This window comes from Streptomyces sp. NPDC014907 (assembly GCF_055562975.1).
This window is the reverse complement of the sequence record NZ_JBVHEG010000004.1, coordinates 401,693-414,057: the sequence shown is the minus strand read 5'-3', so window position 1 is coordinate 414,057 and position 12,365 is coordinate 401,693. Positions and strand designations below refer to the sequence as shown.

Annotated in this window: 8 protein-coding genes; 3 read left to right on the top strand and 5 right to left on the bottom strand. The window is 75.2% G+C overall.

Annotation, left to right across the window (positions count from 1 at the left end; all coding sequences use genetic code 11):
* Positions 1-129 precede the first annotated feature (129 nt).
* Positions 130-2,661 (top strand): ATP-dependent Clp protease ATP-binding subunit, encoded by a 2,532-nt coding sequence (locus ACZ3IL_RS14070; RefSeq protein WP_467389992.1) that lies wholly within the window; start codon positions 130-132, stop codon positions 2,659-2,661.
* Positions 2,662-2,700: 39 nt separating this feature from the next.
* Here ACZ3IL_RS14070 and fdhD read toward each other — a convergent pair whose 3' ends face one another.
* Positions 2,701-3,537 (bottom strand): formate dehydrogenase accessory sulfurtransferase FdhD, encoded by an 837-nt coding sequence (fdhD, locus tag ACZ3IL_RS14065; protein WP_467389990.1) that lies wholly within the window; start codon positions 3,535-3,537, stop codon positions 2,701-2,703.
* Between the two features lie 247 nt (positions 3,538-3,784).
* On the opposite strand from fdhD, the gene ACZ3IL_RS14060 reads away from it, so the two are divergent.
* On the top strand, positions 3,785-4,420 hold the full coding sequence (locus ACZ3IL_RS14060; RefSeq protein WP_467389988.1) for a DUF1345 domain-containing protein: 636 nt from the start codon (positions 3,785-3,787) through the stop codon (positions 4,418-4,420).
* Positions 4,421-4,521: 101 nt separating this feature from the next.
* Here ACZ3IL_RS14060 and ACZ3IL_RS14055 read toward each other — a convergent pair whose 3' ends face one another.
* Both ACZ3IL_RS14055 and ACZ3IL_RS14050 read right to left on the bottom strand, forming a co-directional pair.
* Positions 4,522-5,376 (bottom strand): hypothetical protein, encoded by an 855-nt coding sequence (locus tag ACZ3IL_RS14055; RefSeq protein ID WP_467389986.1) that lies wholly within the window; start codon positions 5,374-5,376, stop codon positions 4,522-4,524.
* Between the two features lie 7 nt (positions 5,377-5,383).
* Complete coding sequence (locus ACZ3IL_RS14050; protein WP_467389984.1) at positions 5,384-5,848, bottom strand: GreA/GreB family elongation factor; 465 nt, start codon at positions 5,846-5,848, stop codon at positions 5,384-5,386.
* Between the two features lie 210 nt (positions 5,849-6,058).
* Here ACZ3IL_RS14050 and ACZ3IL_RS14045 point away from each other — a divergent pair, with 210 nt between their 5' ends.
* A complete protein-coding gene (locus ACZ3IL_RS14045; RefSeq protein WP_467389982.1) occupies positions 6,059-6,727 on the top strand; it encodes a maltokinase N-terminal cap-like domain-containing protein in 669 nt (222 codons plus the stop codon).
* A gap of 19 nt (positions 6,728-6,746) precedes the next feature.
* Here ACZ3IL_RS14045 and ACZ3IL_RS14040 read toward each other — a convergent pair whose 3' ends face one another.
* Together ACZ3IL_RS14040 and ACZ3IL_RS14035 are read right to left on the bottom strand one after the other, a co-directional pair.
* Positions 6,747-9,875 (bottom strand): helix-turn-helix transcriptional regulator, encoded by a 3,129-nt coding sequence (locus ACZ3IL_RS14040; protein WP_467389980.1) that lies wholly within the window; start codon positions 9,873-9,875, stop codon positions 6,747-6,749.
* A gap of 226 nt (positions 9,876-10,101) precedes the next feature.
* Positions 10,102-11,898, bottom strand: a complete 1,797-nt coding sequence (locus ACZ3IL_RS14035) for a S8 family serine peptidase (protein ID WP_467389978.1) — start codon at positions 11,896-11,898, stop codon at positions 10,102-10,104.
* Positions 11,899-12,365 lie beyond the last annotated feature (467 nt).

The following is a 12,365-nucleotide window of genomic DNA, read 5'->3' as shown; positions in this document are numbered from 1 at the left end:
TCCGGGGCCTCCGTCGTCCCGGGTCCGGCGGGCCCCGTCCGGGCCCCGCCGCCCGCGTCCGTTCCGTTTGCGGAGCTCTGGACATGGCGTTTCAGTGGGAGGGACCCCCCGCGCTTCTCTGGAGCTGACATGTCGATGGCGTTCGGTTCACCCTTCGGTTCCTCCGATCCGTTCAGTGAGATGCTGAACCGTTTCTTCGGTATGTCCCCCGCCTCTTCGCCGCCGGCCGTGCAACGCGTGCCCATCGGACGGCTCCTGACGGAGTCCTCGCACGAACTCCTCGGCCTGGCCACCCGCAGGGCGGTCGAGGACGGCACCTCCGACCTCGACACCGAATACCTCCTGTGGGCCGCCACCCGCGTCGACCCCTCCCGCAGGCTGCTCGCCCAGGGCGGGGTGGACCCCGACGCCCTCGCGGACCGGATCGCCGCCGTCCTGCCGGGGGAGTCCGCCGAGCCCTCCTCGGAACCCGGGCTCACCCCCGCGGCCAAGCGCACCCTCGCCCTGGCCCACGCCCGCTCGCAGGCCGCCGGGGTGTCGTACATCGGTCCCGAGCACATCCTCGGCGCCCTCCTCGGCGACCCCGACTCCGGCGCCTCCCGCTTCCTGCGCGCCGAGGACCTGGACGTGTCGAAGCTGCGCGGCCCGGCGGACCGGGCGGCCTTCGGCGGGGAGAGCGCCCCCGCCGCCCCGAAGCAGCCGGCCACGGCCCTCGACGAGTTCGGCCGGGACCTGACCGAGGAGGCGAGGGCCGGCAGGCTCGACCCGGTGGTCGGCCGCGCGGAGGAGATCGAGCAGACCGTCGAGATCCTCTCCCGGCGCTCCAAGAACAACCCCGTCCTCATCGGTGAACCCGGCGTCGGCAAGACCGCCATCGTCGAGGGCCTCGCCCAGCGCATCGTGGCGGGCGAGGTGCCCGACACCCTCAAGGACAAGCGGGTCGTCTCCCTCGACCTCTCCGGCATGGTGGCGGGGGCGCAGTACCGGGGACAGTTCGAGGAACGCCTGAAGAAGGTCATCGAGGACGTCCAGGAGGCCGAGGGCGACATCGTCCTCTTCATCGACGAACTGCACACCGTCGTCGGCGCCGGCGCCACCGGCGAGGGCTCGATGGACGCGGGCAACATGCTCAAGCCGGCCCTCGCCCGCGGCGAGCTGCACGTGGTCGGCGCGACCACCATCGACGAGTACCGCAAGCACATCGAGAAGGACGCCGCCCTCGAACGCCGCTTCCAGCCCGTCCTGATCCCGGAGCCGACGGTCGAGGAGACCGTGCAGATCCTCGAAGGGCTGCGCGACGCCTACGAGGCGCACCACCGGGTCCGCTTCGCCGACGGCGCCCTCGCGGCGGCGGCGGAACTCTCCGACCGCTACATCAGCGACCGGTTCCTCCCGGACAAGGCCATCGACCTGATGGACCAGGCCGGCGCCCGGGTGCGGCTGCGCAGCGGCGGCCGCTCCACCGAGGTGGTCAGCCGGGAGGACCGGCTGGCGAAACTGCGCCGGGAGAAGGACCAGGCCGTCGCGGGCGAGGAGTTCGAGAAGGCCTCCGACCTCAAGCGGCAGATCGCCGAGATCGAGGGCGAACTCGCGGGCATCGAGGAGCGGCGCGAGGGCGTCGTCTCCGTCACGGCCGGCGACATCGCGGACATCGTGTCCCGCCGCACCGGCATCCCCGTCTCCCAGCTCACCGCCAGCGAGAAGGAGAAGCTGCTCCGGCTGGAGCACGAGATGCACGCCAGGATCGTCGGCCAGGACGAGGCCGTCACGGCGGTCTCCGAGGCCGTGCGCCGCAACCGGGCGGGCATGGGCGACCCGAACCGCCCGGTGGGCTCCTTCCTCTTCCTCGGGCCCACCGGCGTCGGGAAGACCGAACTCGCCAAGACGCTCGCCGAGCTGCTGTTCGGCGACGAGGACCGGATGATCCGGTTCGACATGAGCGAGTTCCAGGAGAAGCACACGGTGGCCCGGCTCGTCGGGGCGCCCCCCGGGTACGTCGGCTACGAGGAGGCCGGGCAGCTCACCGAGAAGGTCCGCCGCCAGCCCTACAGCGTGGTCCTGTTCGACGAGATCGAGAAGGGGCATCCCGACGTCTTCAACACGCTGCTCCAGATCCTGGACGACGGGCGCCTGACGGACGGCCAGGGACGCACGGTCGACTTCCGCCACTGCGTCGTCATCATGACGTCCAACATCGGCGCCCACCGCATCCTGGACCACCAGGGCGACGCGGCCGAGCTGAAGGACCGGCTGATGGAGGACCTGCGGGGACGCTTCCTGCCGGAGTTCCTCAACCGCATCGACGACATCATCGTCTTCCACAGCCTCACCGAGGAGGACCTGTCGGAGATCGTCGGCCACCTCCTGGACCGCAGCAAGCAGCGCGTCCACGCGCAGGGCATGACCCTGGAGGTCACCGACGCGGCGAAGAAGCTCCTCGTCGCGCACGGCTACCAGCCGGCGTTCGGCGCCCGGCCGCTGCGCCGCACCATCCAGACGGAGCTGGACAACCGGGTCGCCTCCCTGCTGCTCGGCGGTGACGCCGAGCCCGGCGACACGATCGTCGCCGACGTGGCGGACGACTCGATCCACTGCACGGTGCGCGGCGGCGGCTCCGGTGCGGGCGCGCACCGGGCCGACGAGGACGCCGCCGTGGCGTAGGAGCGGCGCCGGGAGGCCCGCCGCGCGCCGGCGGGCCCCTCACCCGGCGGGTGCGGTCTCCAGGCGCTCGTCGCCGCAGTACACGTTCATGGACGTGCCGCGCAGGAAGCCGACCAGGGTCAGCCCGCTCTCCGCGGCGAGGTCCACCGCGAGCGAGGAGGGCGCGGAGACGGCCGCGAGCAGCGGGGCGCCCGCCATCACCGCCTTCTGCACCAGCTCGAAGGAGGCCCGGCCGCTCACCATCAGGACCGTCCCGCGCAGCGGCAGCAGACCCGACCGCAGGGCGTGGCCGACGACCTTGTCCACGGCGTTGTGCCGTCCGACGTCCTCCCGCAGGCACAGCAGTTCGCCCTCCGCCGAGAAGAGCCCGGCCGCGTGCAGCCCGCCCGTGCTGTCGAACACCTTCTGGGCCGCCCGCAGCCGGTCGGGGAGGGCCGTCAGCACCTCCGTGCCGACGCGCAGCGGGTCCTCCGCGACGGACCAGGCGGCCGTGGTGCGCACGGCGTCCAGACTGGCCTTGCCGCACAGCCCGCACGAGGACGTCGTGTAGAAGTTGCGTTCCAGGGAGGCGTCCGGCGCGGCCACGCCGGGAGCGAGGACGACGTCCACCACGTTGTACGTGTTGCCGCCGTCGGACGTGGCGCCCGCGCAGTACCGGATTCCGGCCACCTCCCCGGCGGAGCGGACCACCCCCTCGCTCACGAGGAACCCGGCCGCGAGGTCGAAGTCGTCGCCCGGGGTGCGCATCGTCACCGTCAGCGGCCGTCCGCCGACCCGGATCTCCATCGGCTCCTCCGCGGCCAGTGTGTCCGGGCGGTAGGAGGCGCCTCCCTCCCGCACGCGCAGGACGCGCCGCCGCGCGGTCACTCGTCCCATGGTTCGCTCCCTCCTGTGGTTCCGGCCGGCGAATCCGCGGGTCCGCGGTGCCGCGCGGCCCGACCCCCGACGGTAGCCCCCGGCGGACCGGCGCGCGCGACGGCCCCGCCCGCCGGCCCCGGCCGCGCGGTCCGGCACCGGGACCGCCGTGTCGGACCGGGTACGGGGCCGTACCCGCCTACGCTGGCACCGCCCTCCGGGACGGCGTGCCGTCCCGTCCCCTTCCGCCGCCCTGGAGTCCTGAACCGTGCCTCACCGGCTGCCCGGTGCCGTCCCGCGGCTCGCCGGATCGATCCTCGCCGGCGCGGGGGTCTGCGGGCTCGTGGGCGCGCTGACGCACACGCCGCTCGGCGTCCTCGCCGGCATCACGGCGACGGAGGCCCTCTTCGCCGCCACCGGCTGGGCGGTCCTGTGGCCCATGGACGCCGCCGCCACCCACCGCAACGTCCGGCGCGAGGAGTTCCGCCCCGCCGTGGAGGAACTCGCCGTCGTCGGGTCCTCCCTGTGCGGTCTCGTCGCCATCGTCGTGCTCCTCCTGGTCGACCACACCGACCTGAGCCACGCGGCGGCCGCGCTCGCCCTCGGCGGCGTCTTCACGGCCTGGGCTGCGCTCCACCTGATGTACGCCACCCGCTACGCGTACCACTACTACGTCCTGGAGCCGGGCGGGGGGATCGACTTCAACACCCCGGAGCCGCCCCGGTACAGCGACTTCCTCTACTTCAGCTTCAACCTCGGGATGACCTACCAGGTCTCCGACACGAGCGTGTCCACCGCCGGGCTCCGCGCGGTCGTCCTGCGCCACTGCCTGCTGTCGTACGTCTTCGGCACCGGCGTCCTCGCCACCGCCATCAACCTGGTCACCGGCATCGTCACGGACTGAGCACCGGACCGAGCACTGAACTGGGTACCGGAGCGAGCGCCGGGCGGGAAACGGGCGGGGGGAGGGCCGGGGGCCGGGGAGGGCCGGGTCCGGGCTCCCGGTCAGGAGCGCCACCACGGTTCGCGCACGAAGCGGCTCTCGTCGCTCGTGCACCCGACGCCGTTGGAGACCTCTCCGGTGTCCAGGTTCCAGCCCACGACGCCGTTCCCCTTGCGGCCCAGCTCGATCAGACGGCCGTTCCCGGTCTCGGTGCCGCGGGTGATCCGGCACTCCACGATCGACGTCCACGACTGCCCGTTCAGGGCCGAGACGAAGAACAGGACGGGCAGCACGACCACGGTCAGGACCAGGGCCGCCCACTGCTCGAAGCCGGCGGCCCGGACGAGCCAGGCGGGCGGCCGGTAGCCGGTGTCGCGGCGGGGGCCCGGTTCCCGGTCGTGCCGGTGGTGCGGCCGGCGGCGGCCCGTGCGGTACTCCACGACCACGCCCTGCCGCAGCGCGAAGGCGGCGAGCCCGGTGCCGAGCCCCCACCACGGCCCGAAGAAGCAGGCGTCGATGACGCCCACCGCGACGGGGTTGACGGCCGTGAGCGCCGTCCGCCGGAGGGCCCCGGCCCGTCCGCCGCCCAGCGGCACCGCGCCGCGCGCGGCGAACAGGGCGAAGACCACGCGGGAGACGACGACGGCGAGCACCGAACCGAGCAGGGGATCGGTGATCAGCATGCCGACGAGGATGTCCGGCCAGTTCGCCGGTTCCATGCCCACGAGCACGTCGCGGACCGCGTCCCCGCCGCCGACCGTGTACGCGAGCTTGGTGACCGGCACGGCGAGGGCCAGCGCCACCAGGACGGTGTGGCCGGGGCCGCCCTTGCGGTCGGCCTCCCTGAACTGCTCCTGGGCGGCACGGCTCCCGGACCCGGACCCGGACCCGTCCGCCTCTTCGTCCGCCTCCCGCACGGCGCCGTCAGCCGACCGAGACGACGACCGCGGTCGCCGGCCCCCCGGGCGTCTCGTAGGTGACGGTGTCGCCGGGGCCGCGGCCGAGCAGCGCCCTGCCGAGGGGGCTGTCGGCGGTCACCAGCGACGGGTCGAGCGCGTCGGGGATCTCCGCGATCCGCACGACCCTCTCGGTGCCGTCGTCGAACCGTACGGTCGCGCCGCTGCCGACGCCGATCGTTCCCGCCGCCGGCGGCGGGGCGTCGGACCCCTCCTCCAGGCGTTCCTCGATCTCCCTGATGCGCCCGTCGATCCGGTCGACCTGGTCGGCGCGCATCAGTTCGTCGGCCTGGTCGGCCCTGTCCCCGACCTCGTCACCGTCGCCGTCCCGCAGGGTGACGGCGACCGATTCGCGTTCGGCGCGCAGCTCGGAGAGTTCCCGTTCCAGGGCCTCGCGGGCTTCGGCGTTGAGGGGCTCGGGTCCACCGGACATTGCTGCTCCCGTTCTGGGACGGCGCGGTCGAGGGCCGCACGAAGAATGCGGCATTCCTGACATTATCAGGCAAAGGTGACGGTGGGTGAGAAGCGAGGGCGCTCCGTCGCGGACCCACGGCCCGCCCGCCCCGTCGGCCCGTGCCCGGTTCCGGGCCCCGGCCGGTCTGTTACGTTGCCCGGGTCCCGGACCGGAAGGAAGGAACACGCGATGGCCGTGATCCACCGCACCACGATGCACCCCACCAAACTGGAGCTGCTCACCACCTGGCTTCCCGCCCGTCCCTGGTACGCCGGCGGGCCGGCCGGTCCCCGGCCGGCCAAGGCGGGCGGGTTCCGCCTGGACGACCCCGCCGGCGAGGTGGGCATCGAGTTCATGGTCGTGACCGACGGCGCCGGAGCGGACGCGGCGGCGTACCAGGTCCCCCTGACCTACCGTCCGGCCCCGCTGGCGGGCGCCGAGCACGCCCTCGTCGGCACCTCCGAACACGGCGTCCTGGGGAAGCGCTGGATCTACGACGGCGTCCACGACCCGGTCCTCGTCGCACGGCTGTACGCGCTGTTCGAGGGCCGCGCCGAACCGCAGGAACAGTCCGTGAGCGACACGCCCGACCCCACCGTCACCGTCTCGCCGCTCGCCCCGGCCGGCACGGGCGCCGACGCGGAACCCGTACGGGTCGCCGAAGGCCCCGACCACACCGACGTGGTGGTGCGGGTGCCCGGCGCCGGCGCTCCGCCCGTCCTGCGGGTGCGGCGCGTCCTGCGGCCCGACGGCGACGGCCCGGCGGCCGGCGGCCCGGGCCGGGTGACGGCCGAATGGCGGAGGCCCGACGGGACCGCCGTCCGGAGCGTCTTCGCCGTGGCCCTCACCGGCCGGTAGCCGGTCGCGCCCCGCCGGCTCACGGCCGGAGCGCGGTCGCCAGCTGCGCGCGGGAACGGACGTCGAGCTTCTGGTAGATGCGGGTGAGGCGCGCCTCCACCGTCTTCACGCTCAGGTACAGCTTCGCCGCCGCCTCCTGGTTGCTGGCGCCCCGGCCCACGAGCCGGGCCAGGCGCAGCTCCGCCTCCGTGAGGGAGGAGAGCGCGGACGCCGTCTCCTCGCCCGCGCCGCCCCCCGCCGGGCCCTCCCCCGCCGGAACGGCCGGGTTCTCGCCCGCCAGGGCGAGCCACGGCACCGCCCCGGCCCGCTCGAACACCGACGCCGCCTCGTGGAGGGCGCCCTGCGCCGCCGACCTGCGGCGCCTGCGGCGCTCCACCCGGGCCAGCGCGATCAGCGCCCGGCCCCGTTCGAGGGGCAGCCCGGCCCGCCCGAACCGCTCGGCCGTGCCGGTCAGCAGCTCCGCCGCCTCGCCCGTACGCCCCTCGGCCGCCAGGCACAGGGCGTACACCCGGTCGCAGCCGAGCAGGACGGTCGACCGTCCCAGGCGCTCCGCCACCGGCCGCACTTCCGCGAGGAGCGCCAGCGCCTCCTCGCCCGCGTCGCGCGCGAGCAGCGCCTCGGCCAGCTCCTCGTGCCAGCGGAGCATGGACGGGTCCACGGTCGACTGGGCGTGCTCGTCGGCCTGGACCCGGCGCAGGGTCTCCAGGGCGGCGGCGACGTCCCCGTTGAGCAGCTGGACCCGGCCGAGCGCGTACCGGCTGCGGGAGAGGAAGACGCGGTCGCCCTCCTCCTCCGACGCCTGCACGCTGCGGCGCGCGTAGCTCGCGGCCCGCGCGAAGCTGCCGCCCGCCGTCTCCGCGAGGGCGAGCGCGTACCAGGCGGGACCGGGGGAGAGGCCCGCCTCCAGGGTGAGGGCGAGGGACCGCCCGGCGTGGTCGAGGGCCGCCGCGCACGGGCCGAGCCGGGACTCGATCTCGGCCAGCGTGCGGAAGAGTTCGATGGCGTCCTCGACGGAACCGCGCCGCCGCACCAGCGGCAGGAGCGCGCCCACCTGGTCACGGGCCTCCACGAGCCGGTCGTCGAAGAGCGCGTGGCGGATCGTCAGGATCTGCGCGGCGTTGCGGATGCCCAGCGGGCGTTCGGCCAGCTCCAGGTCGCGGGCCCGGGCCAGCACGGCCTCCGCGTCGGGCGAACCGAGCGCCCGCTCCATCCGCGCCCGCACGGTCAGCGCCTGCGCGGCCGTCCGCGGGTCGCCCGTGGAGAGGGCGAGCGCGGCCGATTCGACCGCCGCCGTCCGCGAACGCCGGGGATCGCCGTCCGCCAGCACGTACTTGACGGCCAGCCGGAGCTGGACGGCGGCCCGCAGCGCGGTGTCGCCCTCGGAGTCCTCCATGGCGTGGACGTACATCTCGTCCAGCCCGGTCAGCCCCTGGCCCGCCGTGTCGAGCACGGCGAGGCGCGCCCGCACCCGGTCGGCGGGTTCCGCGTCCCGGGCGAGCAGATCGGCGGCGGCCCGCAGCGCGAGATCGGCGCGGGCCGCGCGGGCGGCCTCCTCGGCGGCGTCGACGAGCCGGGCGATCCGCCGCGTACCGTGCCGCCCCGGCGTCGACTCGGCCGCCAGCAGCGCCAGTTCGGCGGCGAGCGCGCTGTTCCCGCGCCGCCGGGCCCGTTCGGCGGCGGCCGCGACCTCGGCGGCCAGCTCCTCGTCCGGGCTGTCGGTGGCGAGCGCCCGGTGGCGCACCGCCTCCACGGGGTCGTCCACGACCTCCGCGAGGGCCCGGTGCCCGGCGCTCCGCTCGGCCCAGCAGGCGTCGTGCACCAGGGTGGAGGGCAGCAGCCCGGCGGTGAAGGTCACCGAACCGTCCTCGGCCAGCGACACCAGATCGGCCCGCTCGGCCGCCGCGAGGTCCGCCTCCGCGTCGGGCCGCCCCGCCCGGCGCACCAGCGTCGCGGACGGGCGCAGCGCGAGGGCGGCGAGCAGCAGGGTCTCCCGTACGGCCGGGGGCGCCGCGCCCAGGAGCTGGCGGGCGAGGTCGCGGGCGCGCCCGGAGAGCGTCAGGGCCTCGGCGTGGTGCACCGGGGTCCGCGCGTCGGCGAGGGACCGTCCCACCGCGAGCGCGAGCCGCGGGTTGCCGCCGCTCTCGCGGTGGATGCGGCCGGCCATCCGGGAGGGCAGCCGGTGGTGGATGAGGAGTTCGGCGATCTCGTCGGCGTGCAGCGGCGGGACGCGGAGGACGTCCGCCTCCGACGGCACCCAGAGGCGGCCGGCGGCCGGGTCCTCGGGGCGGTGCGGCTCGCGGTACGGGTCGTGGCCCTCCCCGTACGGCTCGGGGGTCTCCACGGCGACCACCCGCAGTCCGGGCGGCGCCAGGTGGAGGGCGAACCGCAGCAGGTCCGCGCTGTCCGCGTCGACGTGCTGCACCCCGTCGACCACGAGCAGGACGGGTCCCCGGCAGGCCAGGGCGCGCAGGACGCGGGCGATGCCGAGGCGCAGCGCGATCGGGTCCCAGCCGCCCGGGTCGACCGGCGCCTCGCGGCAGAGCATGGCGACGGCGGTCCGCTGCGGACCGGGCAGTTCGTCGAAGACCCCGGAGGCGAAGATCCCGGAAGCGGGGACGCCGGAAGCGGGGACGCCGGGGGCGGGCGCGCCGTCGGAGGACGGTCCGCCGGTGCGTGCCGGGCCGGTGCGCGTCCCGGGGCCGGGAGCGGCCCCCGTACCGGCTCCGGAGCCGTGGGGCGGGGGCGCGCCGGCTCCGGGAGGGAGCGGCCCGGGGTCTCCGGGCGCCGGGGCGGGCGGCACGGCGTCGGGCGCGCCGGCGCCGGACGTCCCGGGCCGGACGGCGCCGCTTCCGGGCCAGGACGCCGTGGCCGCCACGGAGGCGACGAGCGCGGCGGCCGACGCCCCGGGTATCTCGCGGTCGGACGGCAGGCACGCGAGCCACAGCACGGTCTCGCCGCGCGTCTCGGCCCGTGCCGCCGCGGCGAGCGCCACCTCGGTCTTGCCGACGCCGGCGGGCCCGGTGAGCAGGGCGCGGCCCCGGGTGTGCAGGGCGCGTTCCAGCCGGACGAGGAGTTCCTCGCGGCCCACCGGCGCCGGGGACGCCCCCGCGCCCGCGGGGCGCAGGGAGGCGTGCGGAGCCGTCGTCACTGTCCACCCCCTCCGGCCGCACGGGGCCCGACCCGTGGGCCCCGTGCGCAGAGAATACGGAGCCCACCGGCGGAGTCCAGGCCCCTTGTCCGGCATACGGACAGCGCCTTTCGGCCGCGTCCGCCCCCGCAACGCCAGGACGCGCCCGTGGTGTAGACCACGAGCGCGTCGCTGACCAGCAAGGATGCTGATGTGGGGGGTGGTTCGGTGGTGGTGCGGCGGTGCGTCAGAAGGTGAGGCTCCACGAGTCGATGTAGCCGGTGTCACCACTGGCCACATCGCGGACCTGGAGCTTCCAGGTGCCGTTGGCGACCTCGTTCGACGCGTCGACCGTGTACGTGGTCAGGACGTTGTCGGCGCTGTCCGAGGAGGAGGACGCCTTCAGGTTGCGCACCGTGCCGTCGGGGGCGACCAGGTCGACGACCAGGTCCCCGCGCCACGTGTGCTTGATGTCCACGCCGACCTTGAGTGTGGCGGGGGCGTTGCCGGTGCGGCCGGTGACGGCGAGCGGGGACGACACGGTGGTGTTGTCCGGGATCGCCACGTCGGTGTCGGCGGTGAAGACGGTGCCGGTCGCCGGGGCGGTGACGGCGGCGACGGTCTTCGCGGCGTCGGCGATGCCGGTGCCGCAGCCGCCGGTGCAGGTGCCGGGCAGCGGACGGGCGTTGGCCTTGATCGTGGACTCGATCGCGGCCGGGGTGAGGGTGCCGTTGGCCGACTTCAGGAGCGCGGCGAGGCCCGCGATGTGCGGAGCGGCCATCGAGGTGCCCTGGTAGGGCTTGTAGGTCTCGGTCGACTGGGTGGTCGTGCCCGAGTTCAGCGTGGAGTAGATGGCGTTCTCGGGGGTGGTGACGGTCCCGGGGGTGTCGGTGGCGTTGCGGGTCTCGCCGCCGGGCGCGGCCACGTCCACGAGGGTGCCGAAGTTGGAGTAGTACGACCGGCTGCCGGCACGGTTGGTCGACGCCACGGTGATGACGTTCGCGCAGTTCGCGGGGGTGAAACCGGAGGCGTTGGCGTTGCTGTTGCCCGCCGCGACGACGACGGTGGTGCCGCGCGAGACGGCGCCGTTGATCGCGGTCTGGTACACGCTCGGGCAGGTGGAGCTCGCGCCGCCCAGGCTCAGGTTGATGACCTTCGCCGGGTTCGCGTTGGCCGGGACGCCCGGCACGCTGCCGCCGGAGGCCCAGGTGATGGCGTCGGCGATGTCGGAGGACGAGCCGCCGCACTTGCCGAGCACGCGCACGGGCTGGATCCGCGCGTTGTACGCGATGCCCGCGATGCCCTTGGCGTTGTTCGTGACGGCGCCGATGGTGCCGGCCACGTGGGTGCCGTGCCAGGAGGAGCTGGAGACGGTGGAGCCGGTGCCGCACTCGCCCGCCGTGGCGTTCCAGTCGCCCTCGTCCTTCGGGTCCGCGTCGCGGCCGTTGCCGTCGCGGGCGTCGGCGGAGGCCGAGATGAAGTCGTAGCCGGCGACGACGTTGGCCGCCAGGTCCGAGTGGGCGGCGTAGCCGGTGTCGATGACGGCCACGGTGACGCCGGAGCCGGTCGCCCTGTCCCAGGCCGCGGGAACGTTCATGCCGCCGGTGGGCTCGACGAGGTCCCACTGCCTGGCGTAGTCGGTGTCGTTCGGCGTGACCGCCATCGCGTACGCGCGGATGTCGGGCTCGACGGAGGCGACGGACGGGTCGGCGCGGAAGGCGTCCATGACCTTCGTCACGTCCTGCGGGGTGGCGCCGTCACCCAGGTCGACCAGGGCGCCGCCGGTGGCGAGGCGGCGCTCGAAGGAGAGCTTCTCGCCCGTCCTCGCGGCCTTCTCGGCCGTGTCGCTCTTCGCGGCGGCGTTGGAACCGGCCTCGGCGGACCGGTTCTTGTAGGTGACGATGACCTTCTCGACGGGGGCGCCGGGGAGCGCCCGCATCGTCTGCGACGCCGGAGCGGGCTTCGGGGTGGCAGCGCCCGGGGCGGCGGCGAACGCCCCGGAGGTGGTGGCAGCGGCACCGAGGATCGCGGCGCTCGCGACCACGGATATGACTCTCCGCCTGGAACGGTTCAAGGTGTGGCCCTTTCGAGTACGACGTGACTGCGGAGCAGTGGCGGCGGCGCGGGACACACGGCGCGAAGTGGGGTCACGGTCCGCGGGTCCCTGGGCTTGGGGGGCCCGTGCGCCGCCACCGGCGCGACGGCCCGGGTCAAGGCCGTCACCGGCGGGCACCACCCTTCGCATGCACCTGTCATGGTGCGGTTCGGAGGATGGTATCTGCCGGTGCGGAGGACAGTAGGGAACGGGGGGGTGAACCCGATACGGGGAAAACCCTTGTCGCCCCTCGGGGGCGGCGAAGGGTGGGGGCGGGGAAGGGGCAGGGAGGGGCGCGGGGGGGGGGGGGGGGGGGGGGGGCGCGCCCCCCCCCCCCCCCCCCCCCCCCCCCCCCCCCCCCCCCCCCCCCCCCCACGGGGGGGGGGGGGCCAACAACCCCCCCCCCCCCCCCCCCC